The following is a 19,270-nucleotide window of genomic DNA, read 5'->3' as shown; positions in this document are numbered from 1 at the left end:
CCATCACACTTCACATCACCTAAAAGTGAAAACCATTAATATTCATCTCAATAACGAAGAAATCTATTTCGATACCAACAAAACAGCTTGAAAAAACAGCTATCATTTCTATCTAAAGAGCGGCTTTTTTCTAATAATTTAACAGTGGTCTCGGCATCGATGTAATCTCCCGTCTTCGTATCCACATACACCGGATAAATTAGCAAGGTTCCCGCAATTAGCTCCTCCAAGGTCAATTTGCGATGCCGCCTCGCTATGAACTCAGAAAAGTCTCCGTTTCCACCTTCAGCAAAAGACAATAGCGTATCCTGTGTTAACCCCCAACCCGAATAAAAAGGCAAACCATATGTAACGACCTTAATATTTTTAAGCAATGCTTCAAAACCCGCTAATGAACTTAGAGTATGCACTTCATCAACACTATCCATTAGCAAGGAGATATCCCCTTCAGTGACAAGTGAGTCGTAAAAACCCTGAGAACCATCAGGCAAATCACCTAGCCGAGCACCAGCAACAACATCGGGATGCGGCTTATAGATAATATGTGCATCAGGATTAGCCTCTCTTACCCATTCCAAAAGACAACGATTGTTTTTTATCACGGGCGAACCATATGCAATTGAAGCATCACTTTCTACTTGCCCGGGGACCAAAATTATCTTTTTATTGTCAGGAAGAGAAAGATTTACAGAACCTTGAATATTATATTTCGTAACTCGCTTTCGGAGAAGTAACGAATGCAGGCTCCTCGCTTTATCAAGCATTAAATCATTAAAATCTGCCTCATTCAAAATAACCTCAAGGTCACTGGGTGTTCTGGCATCAAAATAAATACCTCTTGAATCAAACACCAAAGAAGTAGGCACAACCAAATCCGCACCCAACCCCGCCGACCGTAAAAATCCATCTTCAACCTTCCAAAGCTGAGCCCGAGCACCTTCCACCTTTTTTTGTAAAGAGCGTGTTACTCGACCAGCCCAGACAAAAACATTCACACCTTTAGCGTGATGACGGATTGAGTTTTCCCCCTTTGCGAATTCAAGCTTCTTTTGGCCACCAAGAAAGCTCGGTATAAATTTTCTTTTCCACAGGGAAAATCCAACCCCCATCCAAGCTCCCTGAAATCGAAGACGTTGCCTTTTCTGCTCTGCAATCAAGGCAACGGTATCTTCAAACTCACACTTTTCGTTCGTGTATGGATTTATATATCGACAGTAACGTAAATATGCAGCGCAAAATAGCTGTGAAAGAGATCTACTGACATTGCGACGCGATAAAGACTGCTTGTCTTTGGTCAGCCCCCAACCTGCATAAAAGGGAATGCCGAAGCAATGGACTTCTTTTCCTGCAATTAAGGCGTCAAAGCCCAACTGACTAGTGACCACATAAACTTTTTCAACACAATCAAAAATAGCCCATGGTGAGATATCCTCTGAAATAATTCGGCAATTTTTTTCAGAGGCGAGATCTAACAAATAACCGCGCTTTTTGCCAGTAATGACATCAGGGTGTACTTTGACATATATCTCTGCATCAGGGTTTTCTCGAATAGCACTTTCGAGCATATCTTTAAAGTGCAATTCTGACGCGTGGCCAGCTTGGACGGAAACATCCCCGAAAGTTTGGTCCACAACCAAAATCCTCTTGACGCTAGCTGGCCAGCCTAAGGGTACGTCTAGTGATTGATTATATTTACACAACCTGTTTACTCGTAGTAATTCCAAGCCTCTTTCAGCTCGATCCAGTTCTTCAGTAGTGAAATCTGCTTGCGCTATCAAGCCCTCCAAGTCACTAGGCCGAGATGCATCGTAATAAATACCAGCCTCATCAATTACCAAGCTATGTGGTATCGCCCCTTCAACCCCCAAACCTAGTGAACGTAAAAAACCATCTTCTACACAAATAAAGGGAAGGCCAGCACGTGTAGCTAATTTTTTCGCTTTCACCGAAGTCTTTTTAAGACCCCAACCAATCATACAACTTATATAACTAGCAGGCTTAAAAGCAACGTACTCACATCGGAGGTCAAGCAAGCTTTCCAATATCTTGAGCTTACGCATTCCTAATGAACAATATCCTGCTACAGACATTTTCGTGCCTCAATCAGCATATTCTCTCTTAAGGTTTTATTCTGCGCCAAAGAGAGTATCCCATCGATCCACTGGGAGGGGGTCATAGGCAAAAGCAACCCGTTTCTGCCGTGGCGAACCACTTTCCCATAAACGTCACCCGCAGCATAAATACCTACAGCACCACTCTGAGTAATATCGAAAAACTTTGTATGTGACCTGGCTCTATTGAAGGGCCTATCCAATAGTGGAGCCAAGCCTATAGCTCTTCCTTGATCTTGCAATATAGATACGTAAGTAGGCCATTTCATAGGATGTAACACTTGTACACGAGGAAGATTCCTAAAGCATCGGTTTACACTAGCATTTCCAATTATCTCGAAAGACAGCCCTTCATCTTGTGCAAGAACCTCTTCTACAATAGGGCGAAGCCACCTAATGTCTTCCTTATGTGATGCAGATCCATGATAAAAAACTTTTGTATGGGCTTTAGTATTTATACAAGCAGGTGCAGCATTTAATATTTTTGGGTTCCATACCTTATATTTATTTTGTAAATAATGAGTAGAAACTAACAATTTAGCTCCCACCGATCTTAGCCAGCGTTGCTTCATCCAGCTATGTCGCCATAGCTTGAGTTGATATCTAATTGGCATATCCGAGAAGGCACGCCAATCAAATACATCATCATCTATAAAAAAATAAATATTAGCTATGTCATTGGCATGTCTATTTATAAATAACTGCCACTTTTTAGGGACATAACGTACAAAAATGATATTGGCACCCGACAACTCCCTCTCATCGGGAAGCGCATTAAATTCGAATCGCTGCCAGTCTGCGCCCAGTTTTTTAAGTAATGGTAAAATAAAATAATCGGTTGAAGGGTTGCTTCCCTCTTCAACAATTAACCAACGACTAGCAAGATCAAATTCAGTATCCAAAACAATCAACTCTCAAAAGGAAATACGACTGGCAGCAACAATAAGACAGTAAGAGAGTAAACGATAGTAAGAGGCAGCCCAGCCCGTAGAAAATCTCTGAGATGATACCCCCCAAGGTTTTGCACGATCAGATTAGTCTGATAGCCAAAGGGGGTTAAAAAGCTTGCACTGGCGCCATAGGCAACAGCCATCACGAAGGGCATCCAGCTTACCCCGAAACTCTCAGCCAAACTCCATGCAAGAGGAAATGTCAAAGCCGCGGCTGCATTATTTGTCATGAGTTCTGTTAGAAGTAATGTAAGTAAAAAGATACCGACCAATCCTGTTATAGGCCCCCAGCCATTGATAAGACTTCTCAGCCCCTCTGCCAGCGCATCTGCCAATCCACTTCCCGCAAATGCTTCCGCAAGTACTAAAGCGCTAGCAATAATTAACCAAATTTGGAAAGGAAAACGCCGCTGTAATTCTGTAGTAGATACAATACCAAGCGCAATCATACCGCCAAGCAACACGACAAGGCCTTTTAGCAAAGAGAAGTAACCAAGAGCCGCTCCCGCGACAGTAGTTGCAAAACCTAAGCCTAATAGCCAGTTATCTCTCTTTGACAAGTCACGTCGCACTTCTGTCCCACTAATCACATAAAAGTTCTTATCAATATTTAAGTGGTGACGGAAGTCTGGGCCCACAGCCAATAAAAGAGCATCTCCTGCGCGCAGCTCTATTTCACCGAGCTTACCTGATAGCCGGTCACCTCCTCGGCGCATGGCGACCACTGCCGCATCAAAGCGAGTGCGAAAATTACAGCTTTTTAAGGACTGTCCCAGGATACTGGAGCTAGGAGTAACTACTACCTCGGTTAGACTTAAATCTAACTTCTCGTCCTCGAGCGCAAACAACCTCAATCCTTCTATATCGTGTAAGCGGCCAAGATCTCGAACGTCACCAGTAAAAATCAGTTTATCCCCACAACGGATTACTTCCGATGGCCCAACGGGGCTAATTACCTGATCACCTCGCACTATCTCAATCAGATAAAAGGTTTCCAAGCGACGTAAATTATTCTGCTCGACACTTTTCCCATTTAGAGGGGAGTCCTCTATAACCTCCGCTTCCAAAAGATATTCATCTACAGGCTCCTCAGCAATAAGACCCTCAGGTAATAATCGGTTACACAGTAGTAGAACTATAAGCCCGACTAGGGTTGCAGCCAGTCCTATTGGCATAAAGGCAAAAAATTCAAGACTAGGTAATCCTCGGTCTAGAACAAAACTATTGACAATTAGATTCGTGGAAGTACCAATCAGAGTAAGCGTGCCCCCAAGAATCGCCGCATAGGAAAGAGGTAATAGCAACTTTGCCGCAGGTAAGCGTCGCTGCCCTTTAACACTAGAAGCGAGCGCTGCTACTACCGCAGTATTGTTTAGAAAGGCAGAGCTCAATGCAGTAGCAGCAGAAAGGCGCAATAAGCTAGCTTTTAAAGATCTCCGTATCAATCCTTCCGAAATAGCTCGCAACCAACGGGCTTTTTCAAGCCCTAAGGAGACTAAAATCAGTACAACCAATGTCACCAATCCTGGATTAACCGCTTTCTGCAGCACGATCTCTGCCGGCACTAACCCACTCAAAAAGCAGGCACCAGCAGCTGAAGCGAAGATCAGCGAAGGGCGAAAATGGGTAAGAATCAATGAAATGATAACTAAAACGAAGATTCCAGCGACAAAAAATTGAGAAAGAGTCATAAAATGATAAGCCGCTTCAATTACCGATAGCTAAAATTAGTATTACTTATATGCCAATGGTGAATGCGGATTATGCCAAATCCAACAAAACTATGCCTCTCTCAGTCATCCCCAGTGAACACTGATCCAAGAAGCCCCTGAATAAACCCGTGATATCTTAGGCTTTCAAGGACTGTAGCTATCCTACGAAGTAGTCCAGTGGCTCTCTAGCGATAACATTAAGAAAATACCACCTTCTATATTCTAATAGGGGGAAGAAGTCATCACTTCGAATAATTCTGGGCAATTTCATCCACGGCTTTGAGTTTGCTCAAACTGAGATCAAAGAAAAATCCTCGTGGACCAGTGTTAAGTTCGGATTATAGGCGGGATCGGTGTCTAATAAGCTTCCCCAGCGACTGCGTAAATAGTCGGCTTCCCTTTGTGCCCTTCGTCGCTTCGCCAATGTATCGTCCGCACCACGGGATGCGGATTCATGATGGTAGAGTTCTGCAAAGGGTGTCCAAAGGTTCCTGTAACCTGCTGCACGTATCTTCAGACATAGATCTACATCATTAAACGCTACTGCGAGGTGCTTTTCATCCAAACCTCCTACCTGCTCAAAGATGGACTTTCTTACTAATAAGCAAGCCCCAGTTACGGCGGAAAAGTTTTGAACCAGCTGTAGGCGTGAAAAATAACCATACTCACTGCGGTGGAAATATTTGTGAGCATGCCCCGCCACACCACCAATACCCAAAATTACACCACCGTGCTGGACCGTATCGTTCGGGTAATATAGCTTTGCACCTACACAACCAATCTCGGGCCTGTAAGCTTGGCTCACCATTTCCCTTAACCAATCCCCATTGATCGGTTCGATGTCATTATTAACAAGCCCGAGAATATCCCCTTTTGCCAACTTCGCCCCAAAATTATTGATTGAGGAGTAGTTAAACGAATGATTCCAATGGTGCACACTGACTCTCGAATCACGACTGATTTCGCGAAAATACTGTAATGTCTTTTTACAGCGGCTCTGATTATCCAGAATGAGAAGCTCGAAATTAGAGTATTCGGTCTTTGATAGGATCGCATCAACACAAGGTTTGAGGATGTCGTGACCGTCACGCGTAGGCACTAATAGACTAACCAATGGCTCGGGCGTCGGAAGAGCCCAGCGAACTCGATAAGAGTTTGGAACAATTCCCAGCTCGGTTTTTGCATCTTGCCCAGTGCGCTGCAAATAACCATCAAGTGCACGTAATCCTGCCTCAGCAGCATACCCCTTATTAGCTCCATCCTGTGCAGTAGAGCCCGTGACCGCGCGCCAGTGGTAAAGAACCTCCGGGATATGAACTACATTCTCATCATTGAGTGTTGGCAGGCAACGAAGTAAAAGGTCGTGATCTTGGCTACCCTCAGTCCCCACTGTAAAACCGCCAACATCCCGAACTAGTTCCGTCTTTAAGACAGTCATGTGGCAAACATAGTTTTGTGACAGCAGCAAATCTGGATTCCAGCTGGGCTTAAAATGAGGAGCAAAGCGCTCTCCCAGCTCGTCAATCTTATCCTCATCGCTATAGACCAAAAGCGCCTTCGGGTTATCTAAAAGAAAATCCGAAATCCGTCGTAAGGCATTTGGCGCCAAGGCATCGTCGTGGTCAAGGAAGGTTACAAACTCCCCCTCTACCAGCTCCAGAGCACTATTGCTAGCCGCTGCTATATGTCCATTTTTTTCTCTGAGCTTCACTTGAATTCGGGGGTCCGAAGCCTGGTAGCTTAGAAGACAATCTTTGACTTGCTGGTCAGTTGATGCATCATCTGCAATACAGAGTTGCCAGTGCTGGTATGTCTGAGCTAACACTGACTCGATACAGGCTTTTAGTTGGGAAATATCAGAGTTAAAAGTCGGTAGCAACACTGAAATTAGCACCGCTTCTTTCGCGGAACTATCTGTCGCTTTAGATGAGAGGAGCTGCGTGCTTCCCTCTACCTTATCAATCCACCGTCGATAGTCCCGGTCATGTCTCCTACGGACAAATGTTTCTCCATAACGATCCAAAGCATATTGATACCTACTACCCCCTTGAGCTTTAGCTTTACATTTGACGCCTGCAAGTACCTCCAACTTTCCCAGCCCCCTGAATTCGGGGTGCATAGTCGATAAGCGTCGTGCAAGACGATCATATGCAAACCAAGGCGCAAGACGAACGATACGAAAGTGATCCACGGAAAAACAACCACGATCATCTACGGGAACCAGCTCTAGTTCGGTCACTTTTTCTCGAAAATAAACTATTCGTTTGACAATCCGCCCAGTACGAAGGGGCAGGGAAATTCTATCCCAACCACCCTCCAGGCCGCAGCCCATATAGGCTAAAAGCGACGCGTCTGCCCCACCTCCATCATAGGCTACCTGGAGCTCTAACATATACCAACCAGGCGGAAAGCTACGTTCTGAAACTTGAAATCGAGGGCTGCCGGTGAGTGACAGCCACTGATACCCCTGACCTTTAGGGGCCGCTAGCTCAATACCAGCTTTAACCCTCAAGTAAGAAACAAGGTCCACTCGGAATATGGACTTGATAAAATTAAGCACAGCACACTTCATGTAGGATTGTTGTAATAATGGAGCTATGTCTGCCCCTGAACCGTCCATGGAGAGTGTACCAGTGGCTGCCCTGTGTTTGCGACCACGCAATCGACTTTATCACCAGCTTTTAGCTTTGAGATGTCGAACGAAAAACCTACAAATCCGCCTCTACCTACACCTAAGGCCCTTAACATCGGCCGATCTTGCATTGCCTTCAACCTAGAACGTATTTCGCCATTTACTTTTATTACAATATCGACAGGATCATCGCTATCTTCAGCTAAAGCCCAACCAAATAACTTCCCATTATCTACACGCAGCAGTGCACCGCGAGTAAAGCTGGAGGCCATATTCTCAAGTTTCAAGCGCCAATCAAACTGCTCTTTTACCAACTCAAACAAAACAATATCTTTATGGTTAAGCTGTATGAGCTCTTCCCTTGCCTCTGACTCAATATCATAATGGCTTGAAATATTACTTCTACCGGTATTTTCGATAGTGTGCCTAATATCCAAACCATATTTCTTATTTATAATTCTAAGCGAGTCAGCATAACGCTCTGTAACCCCTACAAACCCAAATGTTGGCCAGTTAGCCTGTCCTAGCAACTTAAACTGCCTGTTAATATTGTGCGGCAATCGGTAGAATTCAGGAAAGGATTTTGCCAACCCATAGTTTCGAACCATATGCTGGTATTCAGAAACTAAGCGTTGTAATGGATCCCTCACAAAGGAGATTGTTTTCTCTACACCCAGTAAAGATGTATATTTTCCTGCAGGAAAATGCCCAGCAACCAGCCTAACATTACTTGCAATTAGCGCCTTATTGAATGCCCAATAATCTGGCGCATCCCCCGCCCAACGCTTTACTAGCGGGCTAGTTGAAGGTGATTTAGGGCCATAATCTTTACAAACAAAGTCTCGCCCAAAAAATCCGTCACTTCCCAACCGAAAACTCGTACCTGCTGTTTTGGGGATATGGACAAATAAAAAACTATTCAAAGAAAAACCAATAAATTAGTTAATAAACCACAATAATAACTAAACAATATTTAGCTGAACCTAATTGCACTTTCATTCAATTACTAAAATAAACCGAATTTGCTTAGGAGTGCACTCTCAAGCACCCCTAAGTAATAAGTAAAAATCGCACATCCAATCTTTACACTTCAGGCGACTTTGAATATTGATTTACCCCGGCCAATACCAAAATACATAAGTCCCAGCGCTGATAATCTGCTGGGCGAATAAAGGTTCCGTCCATCTACTATTACCGGAAATTTAAGCTGGGATTTAATCAACGCAAAATCAGGGCTCTTGAACTCCTTCCACTCAGTAACAACAACCAATAAATCAGCGCCTTCTAATGCAGCCTCTTTTGTTGGCGCTAGTACCAAATCCTCACGGTCTCCATAGATTCTATGAGCCTCTCCCATGGCTTTCGGGTCATATGCTTGAACAGAGGCTCCCGCAGCCCATAACTGTTCCATCAACACCCTACTACTGGCTTCGCGCATGTCATCTGTCTCGGGCTTAAATGACAACCCCCAAAGGCAAATAGTTTTCCCCTTAACCTCAGGCAAAACTGCTCTGACACGCTCAAAAAGGGTCTCTTTCTGCTTTGCATTTACAGTTTCAACCGCATTTAACAAATCTGCTGCGTAGCCCACTTCATCCGCAGTACGGCAAAGGGCTTTTACATCCTTAGGGAAACATGAACCACCATAGCCGCAGCCGGGGTAAATAAAATGATAGCCGATCCTTTGATCCGAGCCAATTCCCTGGCGAACTTCCTCAATATCTGCACCCAGTCTTTCCGCAAGATTCGCGACCTCATTCATAAAAGAGATCTTTGTTGCCAGCATACAGTTTGCGGCATACTTCGTTAATTCCGCACTACGAACTCCCATTTTAATAATCTTCTCGTGATTACGATTAAAGGGAGCGTAAAGTTCGCGCATTTGGGCTTCAGCTTTATCACTGTCAGTGCCAATAACGATCCTATCTGGACGCCGGCAATCGGAAAGTGCCGCCCCTTCTTTTAGAAACTCAGGATTTGACACAACATCGTATTCAATCTCCACCCTTCGCTTCCCCAACATTGCTGCTAATTGATCAGCAACTTTGTCAGCAGTACCTACAGGTACCGTAGATTTATTAACTACTACTTTATAGCGATCCATATAGGTGCCAATGGATTCAGCCACTTTAAGAACATACTGCAAGTCCGCAGATCCATCTTCATCCGGGGGAGTACCTACAGCTATAAATATAATATCAGCATGCAACACACCATCTTTGGCATTCGTAGTGAATTGCAAGGTGCCACTTTGATAACACGACTTTACTAGATCCGCTAAACCAGGCTCATAGATAGGGATATGGCCAAGCTTTAAAGCTTCAATTTTTTTAATATCGATATCGACACAAATAACGTTATGACCAACTTCAGCCAATACTGCTGCTTGAACCAGCCCCACATAACCAGTTCCAAAAATACATACATTCATTTTTCTTCAACTATTTGGCCATTAAGTTTAGCTTCGTATTCATTCACTTTACGAATAATTAGAGGTCCATTTGGTCGAAACCTTAGAGCAATCTTCATCAACTCTTGAGCCAAAAATAAATTATAGTTTTCAATTACTAAAGCGGAGTCTCTAATTAAGTCCACATCCTCAGTATATATTTTGTTTGGTATGTTTGCTTTATGTACACCTTCCTCTCCAGAAGTTGGTGGAAATTTATCAAAACAAATCTCCCAATTTTCATCAAATAAATCCTTAGCCTTACCAATTAAAGGGTTATATTCAAGACCTTTTTCAACATATGTCCTATATTGAGCACCCGGCCCCATATATCTGCCATCTCGGGTCTTACTAATACCATCCTTCGCATATCGGTTGTAGTTTTTAAGTGCGGACTCATATAGAATACTTCCAATATATTTGTAGTGAAGCAGAGCCAAAGGATATTTATTAGAAGTAAAATATCCTAAAGTCTCTTTCATTAGGTCAAATCCCGCTCCATATGGATGACATCCTCTAGAGTAAGCCATATCAAAATCAGGTGAAAAAATCATCCTTTTATCAAAGACAGGATCTCTAACAGCCTTCATGTATTGTTTTTCAATCGGAGTTCCTGCTTTGAGCTCCTCTCTACCGACCATATTGAAGCCAGTAATTTGCGGTACAGAGACTCCCTCCTCCTTATACTTGGCTAATACGTCTACCAAATTGGGGTGGTAAATTATTTCATCTATATCAGCACAAATAACCCAGTCAGCAACTTCTTCACAAAGCGCTCCTCCCTTCCTACTATATTTTTTATACTCCTGAGTCTTAATTTGAACATGCCTAGCGTTATTCTTCTTTCCCCCAGTATCAAAGGGTATAACTTTCACCTTTGGGTAATTAAGAGCGATATTTATCGTCTCATCTGTAGACAGGTTATCATACAAAAATATTTTCGTGCAAAATGCAGAATAGTAATCCAAAATATATGGAAGTATTACTTCTTCATTAAAACATACAAAGTACGCATGTATTTTGAGTGAACTATTTAATGCTGCCTTTTCCATATCACTTGTTGAGGATCTCGAAAACCATTTTATCATAGTCAATATTATCACTTGGTACTGTATAGGGCATAAACCGTTCTGCGGACTCGGTAATCACGATATCAGGTTGATATTCATCAACTACTCTATTATCGATATTTAGCCCCCAGACAAACTTTACCTCTGTAAAAGTTTCAGCTAGCAGTCCGGTTAGAAGTTGTGGTCGATATTCAGAGAATGAATCCCCAAAGATCAGTACTCTTTTATCATGGATAGCATCATCATTCTTAAACCTTACTATAGATCCAACATGTAATCCTGGCTCATTTTCTTTAAGGTTTTCTTCTTTATATTTTACCAGCTCATTTCTAAAAACCCGTTTTACACATTTTCTTGGGGTGTAGAAAAATACCTTTTCCTTTATTGGGGGGGAAAACTTCCCTCCCAAGTCCATAATACAGTTACCTTTAGGGTTTGCATTGAGGGGAATAGAAGTATCAATTTTGTATCCTAATCGATTCATCAATAGCTGATAAGCACTATAAGCCCCCAAGAAGTTCCAGTGAGTATCAGTTTTATGATAAATCAGGTAGTTTTCACTTTGCCGTCTTAAATAGATCGCAGGATCAATATAAAACTGCCTATCTTTTTCCCGAATAGCGGCTTCCACCCTAAAGGCTGGGGAGTTCTGTAGCTGCACTAGGTTACGCATCTCATCACTAAGATATCTATGGTAGATAGATATCTTCTCAGGCGCTGCAATATGGCAATAATCTACACCCATTGCATTAAACATATCGGCTCTTTTTTCTAAAATGTTAGCCCACGAATTCACCCACGTTGAATCATCATACTCACCCGAAAAAATGTCCAAAACATTATTCGATCCACCAGTCAAAAACAACCAGCCATTGCCAGACGAATAAACCATCGTATTTTCATTCATTACATTATCGACTTATATATAGTTTGAAGAGACTTTTGAGCCATCTTATCCGCCACCCAACTTGCCTCCGGAACAACTATAATTTTTTCTTTATAATCATTACTAATATTTGTCACAAAATTATTTTTATATGTTTGTATCGTAGCCTTTTTAAGCATTTTATCCACATAAGAGTCGCCATAGCTTACTGCTATTGAGTGTCCCTCCTGTACATCTCTGATTTTTTTCATAAGAGGATCATTCTTATTCCAACGCCTCAAATAAGCATCACGAACATTATGGAACTTTAATTCACCCTTAGCTCTAGCAATAATATTTAAAGCTCTTATAGTTTCAATATGTAAAATCGATAGCCCGTCATTGACTCGATTCATTGCCACTGTAGGTTTAACAGACACTCCCAAGAGTTCTAAAAACGGGGCTAGAGTACCACTTTCCGCCAAACATGCTTCATAGTCAAAAATGGATATACTTTCAGAACCGAACTTGTCTACATATCGATGTAGCATATTATTTATGTTCAGCACTTCACTAGCAAAAGGTTTTGAGTAGTGTGGACTTACATATTCGGAGTAACTCTTTGTATTCCCATGCTTAACTTCTTCCTGCCACCATGAGTAAAGACGTATGGTTGGAGTTCTAAAAAAGACTAAAATTCGAACCTCATAAGGCTTCAATTCTTCCGACAGATAACTCAAAGCTCTAGCGTCGAGCACATCAAAATTTTCACTACTCAACAGTATTTTCTTACAAGCACTTTGCTCTATTGCTCTCTGAATATCACCCTTCTTATACTTAGCTTGACTCAAAGATGATGCCATCTCATGATGGCCAAAATATAATTTTCCGAATTCAAGGTAGTCGATACCAGAAGTACGAAGAATGTCTTTATTTTCCTCGCAAACCTTCTGGAGGAAAGTGGTACCGGTTTTATGTGGCCCAACATGAAAATAGATAGTTTTCATTTACCCCTCCAACACCTTCTTCACTTCCGACAAATAATTGTTTTGCTCTATTTGTTTATCTGGGCTATTTCGTGAAAATTTGAGCGTCACAGTTTGAACCCTTTTTATTTCATCTAGCTGTACATCGTAATTTTTCTTAGTCACACTCGCTGAATGCCGCCTATGAATATTCATAGGAGCAGATACCACCTTTACTTTAGAGTTGGATTTAGATAGTAAATCAACATAGATATACCAATCACCTGCCACCTTAAACTCAAGGATATTATCTAGACTATTTTCAAGACAATTTACAAAGCTAGTGGTATCAAACAACATGGAGCTTACATTCATAAATTGGTTTTTAATGGACAACACTTGATCAATTACTGTTGTGCCATCGTATATTCCAGGTCTATCTAATATGTCAATAAACTCTTGATCATAGTAATAGCGATAATCATCCGCTAAATGTTTATCCTTTTCATCAATTTGCTTCGAATCTGTATAAGCAAGCGTGAAATTGGTCGGTCCTTCGAGGATTTTTTGCAAAAACAAGTTATCCGCAGAATCATCGGCTTCAGCAACCCACAAATACTTCGCTCTCGCTACGTCAGCGCCTTTTTTCCACTGTTTGAATACTGATCCTGAGTTTTTCTTATTAACTACAAGATTAATTTTACGATTTCTACGTTTTGCATACGCCTCGATAACAGACACACTATTATCTGGAGACTTATCATCTAAAACATTAATTTCAAATACAGGATAAGACTGATCAAAGATTGATCTCAGGCGTTCTTCTATATGATCTTCATAGTTGTAATTAGGTACAGCTACACTGACACGCTTGATAGCTGGATCTAAGTACTCGACTAAAGAGAAAACGTACTCATCCCATTTAAACCGACTGGTAGCAGCTGCACCTCTTAGCTTAGCTTTCTCATCACTATCCGTTGCTATCTGGCGAATTATCGATTCTGCCATGGCACCAATATTTGCCATAGGCACGACTTCTCCATTGGCCTTGTCTTCAAGTAGCTCTGTAAAACCGCCACCACCTTCAAAACCAATCACGGGTGTGCCTAAAGCAAGTGACTCCATAACCACAGAGGGGAAGGGGTCTTCTCGCGATGTCATAGCAAATGCATCGGCAGCCAATAGATAACTTGAGATTTCATTAGTGAAAGGAATATTGTGGAAATTATTCTTGAGCAATTCACTTCCCAAATCCTCAGAAAGCCAGTGCTTAAGAGAGGGCTCAATATCGCCAATCCAAATAAAGTGGTAATTAGAATGCTGCTCCACTACAAGTTTCGCTACATTCACAAAGATATCAAACCCCTTTCTCAAGTCAGCATACCCAACATTAACTATCAATTTAGCATTTTTAGATATACCCAACTCTTTTCTAATCTTTCTGTAAGCGCTTGAGTCGTTAAATAGATCCTGATATATACCTTGAGGGTGAATGACTAACTTATTTTCTTTTACTGAGTCAACACAAGAAACAAAAGAATCTTTCACTGCTTCGGCTGCAAAAACCACCCTTTGTGCGTGATCCGCAATATCTTGAGCAGCTTTCTCTAACTTATACTCTTGAACAAGGTTCTTGAGTTCATGGATCAATGAAATAAAATCAATATCATGACCTGCCAAGATTGGAGCAACTTTGCCAGATACAGTAGTATTACAAATTGCTCTGTTAAGCCCAGATTCTTCCTTTAACTTTCTAACGACACTGTCAAAAACTTCAAGGCTGCCATGGCATACGTGGGTCTCACCAACTTTCTCATACTCAGAGACTAGTGGACCGCCGTCTAACAACACCAGCCGAACATCAATCCCAAATTGCTGTTTGAGTGTCTTGAATATATTCAAAGTCAGCAACTGGGCACCATGTTTATAAGCATCATGTCCAACCAGTATTAAAGAGTACTTTCCCTGAATAACGGTTTGTTCGTGCAAGGCTCGATATGTTGAATTTAAATAAGCACTCCCCCAATACTGATCCGGCTCAAGGTGCGCTCCTTCCGCCCATTCATTCCAGGCATTAATAGCAACAAACTTGTGTTTACCTTGGATAGGATTTTCTTTGGCAAACTGCGCAACACCTTTTAACCATCTCTCATACTTTTCTGGTGTTGCACCTACGAACCCCATTCCCTTTTTAGGCTTTCGTGCCTCATTATCCCACATAGGAGTGACAGCCTTGATTACGTCGTAATCAAAAGAACAGTCATTCAGAGACTTGGTAGACATTTCCTCATAACTCGGATAATGTCCAACAAACTCAGCATCTTTTAACCCTAAACTTTGCGCAACAGATGGAAGCCCCTCGGCCACTTTATGTGGGGGAAATTCAATTGCGCCATCCAATCCGTACTCTCTGGGGTCTAGGTCACCAAATGCCTGAGCCATGTAAATAAGAGGCTCAATATTGTGGTTATCCCTAAATAGCCTTCTCCATAAAGCAATCTTCTCTGACGCTTTGGGAATAATACCGGGACGGTAAATAAAGAATAATGGACGCCCGTCAATGGAAATATATCGAGAGTCAGTAAAGTGGCGCGCTATATCCGCAACGAACGCAACATCATCTTCATCTCTATAGTCTTGAGCGATTAGAACATCATTGTCAAAACCATCCCAAGTTCTCGTCCAGTTCTCATTTGCCCACATTAAGCAGAATGGCAGCTCAATATCCGTATTTTCTAATAAAAGATTGACAGGGCCATCCATCAAGCGGCGACCATTAAACCAGTAATGATAAAAACAAAATCCCTCAAGTCCAGCATCTCGGGCCATTTTAGCCTGTGCCACCAAAGTGTCTTTCACTCGCAGGTCATAGAAACCCAAGTCGCGCGGTAAGTGTGGCTGATAATGCCCATTAAATCTACTCCGTGCACGAGTGACATTAGTCCATTCAGTAAACCCCTGTCCCCACCATTCATTGTTTTCTTCAAACGGATGGAATTGCGGTAGATAGTAGGCTATTGCTTTTACCTCTGGATCTAATTGCCTTGAGCCATACTTGAAATCTTCAAAACCAGGACCGGCTTTTAAGAACTCCTCATCAGCACTACAAATTAAAGCTTGAGCGGAAGCTGAAGTTGTCTCTCCAGGTGCGGGGGCTAAGGTCCTTAGATCACTATGCTTTCCAACAGAAAGGTAGTGATAATAAGCATGCTCAGAAACATTACCACCTAAATGATTATCTATATAGAATCCAGTATCGAAGCTAGTACTTGGGTTACGGCGCTCTGCACAACCTTGCAAAAGAAAGTGTTTATAGGGATCTAGCCCTGCCTCTTTGATATCCTGATATTGCTGTAAATAATAGGCTGGATCAAAGAATGGTGTAGGAGCGCAGATCGGCTGTTTTGCATTCTCTAAGTAATGCTTTAAGGCAGACTCTTCATCTGGTAATGAACTTGTATTTTTATAATACTCAGGGTCAAATGCCAGAGATGGTTGGCGCCCCTCCGCCTCTCCACTTTTAATATAGTGTTCTAAGGGTTCAATCCCAGCGTCCAATACATCAGGATATGCTGAAAGGTACCAAGCGGGGTCAAACAAATAGTTGGGTGTGCGCCCTTCTTTGTATCCATTGAAGTAATAGTGCTCCAAGGGGTTCACCCCTGATTCAGCAACATCTGGATTCGTCTCTAGGTACCAATCGTGATCAAATAAACCTGAAAAATAAACTACTTCGATACCGCTCTTATTCAATGACTTAGAATCCTTTCCGAATAACTTCTTTACTACTGATTTCATTGCTATTAATTCCCTTTAAGTAACTCTTGCCACCAAACCGGATTACTCAAATACCACTCAATTGTTTTTTGTATGCCTGTTTCAAAGCTCTCATGTGGTTGATAACCCAACTCTTTATTTGATTTGGTAGGGTCAATAGCGTAACGTCGATCGTGTCCTGCACGGTCTTCTACGAACGAAATTAATTTCTCAGAATTGCCAGCAATAGCGCTTATAGCTTGCGGATATTGTGCCGCTAGACTCGACTGCTTCGCAAACTGCTCATTCATCAACTTACAAACTAATTTTACGATATCAATGTTTGCCCATTCATTAATACCACCGATATTGTAACATTCGCCTATATTTCCTTGACGAATTACTTTATCGATACCGCCTGCATGATCTTCGACATATAACCAGTCACGTATTTGCTGACCATCACCATAAATAGGGAGTGGAAGATCGCGTAATATATTAGCAATTACCAGTGGTATTAATTTCTCAGGAAAATGGAAAGGCCCATAGTTATTAGAACAATTACTAGTGGTCACTTCGAGACCGAAAGTATGGTGATAGGCTCTAACTAAATGATCAGATGCAGCTTTACTTGCCGAATAAGGACTATTTGGAGCATACGGCGTGGATTCACTAAATGCTGGATCATTTTCTTCTAAAGTACCATACACTTCATCAGTAGAAACATGGTGAAAACGATGAGCAACTCTATTTATGCCTTCATCTAGCCACACTTTCTTAGCTGCTTTCAATAAGCTATAGGTACCAATAATATTTGTCTGAATAAATGCATCTGGCCCGCTAATTGATCGATCCACATGACTTTCAGCCGCAAAGTGCACTAAGGTATCAATTCGGTGTTCACGGAGTAGAGTTTCTACCAGCGCTGTATCGCATATGTCGCCTTGGTAAAACTTATAATTAGGGTGATCCTTAACTAGATCTAAATTTGCAAGGTTTCCTGCGTATGTGAGTGCATCTAAGACTATCACTGTATCCTGTGGGTAATTTTTTATCCAGTAATGGACAAAATTAGCACCAATAAATCCAGCGCCACCGGTAACCAGTAATTTTTTCATATCAAGATCGCTATCAGTCACAATTTTTAAAAAAAGCCCCAATACCTAATAGGCAATTGGACAATTAATGTTGTTGTTTCTTTTCAGAAAGAGCCAGTCTAAGTGACTCACGCCAATGCCTAGGTTTAATATCTAATTCGGTAATTAATCGAGTTTTATCTAATACACTATAAGATGGTCTCTTCGCAGGAGTAGGATATTCATGTGTAGCTATTGCTTTAAGGTCTAATTGTTTATCCTGCGAAAGTACACCTAAAGCCTTACCTTCTTCATAAATAGCTACCGCAAAGTCATACCAACTGGCTACCCCGAGGTCGGTACAATGGTATATACCACTCACACTAGGTTTTTGAGCAAGTATGATTAAGATCTCCGCCAAGGTTCCTGTCCAGGTTGGTGTGCCAACCTGATCTGCAACGACACTAAGTTGATCTCTATCCGCCATCAACCGAAGCATAGTATTCATAAAATTATTCCCGTGGGATGCGTAAACCCACGCGGTACGTACAATTATCGCTTCCGGAAGAATTCTTAAAACGGCAGTTTCTGCTTCAGCTTTACTAGAGCCATATACCCCGACAGGATTAACTTTATCGGATGTTAGGTATGGAGTTGACTTCTCACCATCAAACACGAAATCTGTTGAGACGTGAATGAGGCGAATATTTAGACTGTTACATACCTCTGCTAGATTTTCGCTACCCTGCTTATTGATTGCAAAAGCGACATTTTCTTCCTGCTCTGCCTTATCAACAGCGGTATAGGCAGCAGTATTTATGATTACATCGGGCTTAACTTCTCCGATCACGGCCTGGACAACTTGTTTATTGGAGATATCCAGCTCTTCGCGTCCCATCGCGATCATCTCAATATCGACAGAACATAGCTTTTGAAGCTCACGTCCAAGTTGACCGTTTTTACCCGTTATTAAGATTTTAAAAGTTGCCATTTTATACAGACCAAGAATAGTTTGACGACGCATCTATCGCGCCGCCAAGTTTTAGCAAAATAGGAAGGTTAATCTTTAAAGAGAAGCTAATCTCGGGGTTAGTGAAACCAGCGTATACTCTCTATGCGAAATATACCGCATCCTTAAAAGAACTACCGTGGCGATCTTTTTCCGAAAGTTGAGGCTGTATACCTTCAGCAAGGGGCCAGTCAATATTCAGATCTGGATCATTCCACAGGAGCGATTTCTCATATTCCGGAGCATAGTAGTCTGTGCACTTGTATACAAATTCAGCACTTTCACTTGTTACATAGAAACCATGTGCGAACCCTTCAGGAACCCACAACTGGCGCTTGTTCTCAGCTGACAGATACACACCAACCCATTGTCCAAAAGTTGGCGAACTTCTTCGTAAATCTACTGCGACATCATAAACTTCGCCACGAACAACCCTGACTAACTTACCTTGGGTCCGTTCTGTCTGATAATGTAATCCTCGTAAAATTCCGCGAGAAGACTTACTGTGATTATCTTGGACAAACGCACGATGTGCACACTTACTATTAAAAGCATCATCACGAAATGACTCATAGAAGAAGCCACGTTCATCACCAAACACTTTTGGTTCTACAATTTTCACGTCAGGAATTTTTGTTTCAATGATATTCATACTAATTGAGAATTTAGCCGAGG

At 41.9% G+C, this 19,270-nt stretch carries 13 protein-coding genes; all 13 read right to left on the bottom strand.

Going from position 1 to position 19,270, the window contains the following annotated elements; genetic code table 11:
* Positions 1 to 47: 47 nt before the first annotated feature.
* Positions 48 to 2,060, bottom strand: coding sequence for a capsule polysaccharide biogenesis protein (locus tag ACJJIQ_RS00595; RefSeq protein ID WP_445363371.1), 2,013 nt, complete (start codon positions 2,058 to 2,060; stop codon positions 48 to 50).
* A 20-nt stretch (positions 2,061 to 2,080) separates the two neighbouring features.
* Entirely contained in the window at positions 2,081 to 3,013 is a 933-nt protein-coding gene (locus ACJJIQ_RS00590) for a glycosyltransferase family protein (protein ID WP_445363370.1), read from the bottom strand.
* 5 nt (positions 3,014 to 3,018) lie between these two features.
* On the bottom strand, positions 3,019 to 4,752 hold the full coding sequence (locus tag ACJJIQ_RS00585) for an SLC13 family permease (RefSeq protein ID WP_445363369.1): 1,734 nt from the start codon (positions 4,750 to 4,752) through the stop codon (positions 3,019 to 3,021).
* Between the two features lie 310 nt (positions 4,753 to 5,062).
* Complete coding sequence (locus ACJJIQ_RS00580) at positions 5,063 to 7,333, bottom strand: glycosyltransferase family 2 protein (protein WP_445363368.1); 2,271 nt, start codon at positions 7,331 to 7,333, stop codon at positions 5,063 to 5,065.
* A gap of 35 nt (positions 7,334 to 7,368) precedes the next feature.
* On the bottom strand, positions 7,369 to 8,328 hold the full coding sequence (locus ACJJIQ_RS00575; RefSeq protein ID WP_445363367.1) for a sulfotransferase family 2 domain-containing protein: 960 nt from the start codon (positions 8,326 to 8,328) through the stop codon (positions 7,369 to 7,371).
* A 167-nt stretch (positions 8,329 to 8,495) separates the two neighbouring features.
* Positions 8,496 to 9,836: a UDP-glucose dehydrogenase family protein gene (locus ACJJIQ_RS00570; RefSeq protein WP_445363366.1), complete on the bottom strand. Its 1,341-nt coding sequence runs from the start codon at positions 9,834 to 9,836 to the stop codon at positions 8,496 to 8,498.
* The gene (locus ACJJIQ_RS00565) at positions 9,833 to 10,906 is read right to left on the bottom strand and encodes a glycosyltransferase family 2 protein (RefSeq protein WP_445363365.1); all 1,074 of its coding nucleotides are present in this window, start codon (positions 10,904 to 10,906) and stop codon (positions 9,833 to 9,835) included. The genes ACJJIQ_RS00570 and ACJJIQ_RS00565 overlap by 4 nt, the downstream gene beginning before the upstream one ends.
* 1 nt (position 10,907) lies before the next feature.
* Positions 10,908 to 11,831, bottom strand: coding sequence for an alginate O-acetyltransferase AlgX-related protein (locus ACJJIQ_RS00560; protein ID WP_445363364.1), 924 nt, complete (start codon positions 11,829 to 11,831; stop codon positions 10,908 to 10,910).
* Positions 11,831 to 12,796 (bottom strand): hypothetical protein, encoded by a 966-nt coding sequence (locus tag ACJJIQ_RS00555; protein WP_445363363.1) that lies wholly within the window; start codon positions 12,794 to 12,796, stop codon positions 11,831 to 11,833. The genes ACJJIQ_RS00560 and ACJJIQ_RS00555 overlap by 1 nt, the downstream gene beginning before the upstream one ends.
* On the bottom strand, positions 12,797 to 16,552 hold the full coding sequence (locus ACJJIQ_RS00550; RefSeq protein ID WP_445363362.1) for a glycoside hydrolase family 99-like domain-containing protein: 3,756 nt from the start codon (positions 16,550 to 16,552) through the stop codon (positions 12,797 to 12,799).
* A 5-nt stretch (positions 16,553 to 16,557) separates the two neighbouring features.
* Positions 16,558 to 17,628 (bottom strand): dTDP-glucose 4,6-dehydratase, encoded by a 1,071-nt coding sequence (gene rfbB, locus ACJJIQ_RS00545; RefSeq protein ID WP_445363361.1) that lies wholly within the window; start codon positions 17,626 to 17,628, stop codon positions 16,558 to 16,560.
* A 64-nt stretch (positions 17,629 to 17,692) separates the two neighbouring features.
* On the bottom strand, positions 17,693 to 18,610 hold the full coding sequence (gene rfbD / locus ACJJIQ_RS00540) for a dTDP-4-dehydrorhamnose reductase (RefSeq protein ID WP_445363360.1): 918 nt from the start codon (positions 18,608 to 18,610) through the stop codon (positions 17,693 to 17,695).
* An 88-nt stretch (positions 18,611 to 18,698) separates the two neighbouring features.
* Complete coding sequence (gene rfbC, locus ACJJIQ_RS00535; protein WP_445364852.1) at positions 18,699 to 19,247, bottom strand: dTDP-4-dehydrorhamnose 3,5-epimerase; 549 nt, start codon at positions 19,245 to 19,247, stop codon at positions 18,699 to 18,701.
* Between the last annotated feature and the right edge of the window lie 23 nt (positions 19,248 to 19,270).

It is taken from the genome of Microbulbifer maximicatervae (SeqCode) (assembly GCF_052468295.1).
The sequence above is the reverse complement of the archived record's forward strand: the minus strand, read 5'-3'. Positions and strand labels throughout refer to the sequence as shown.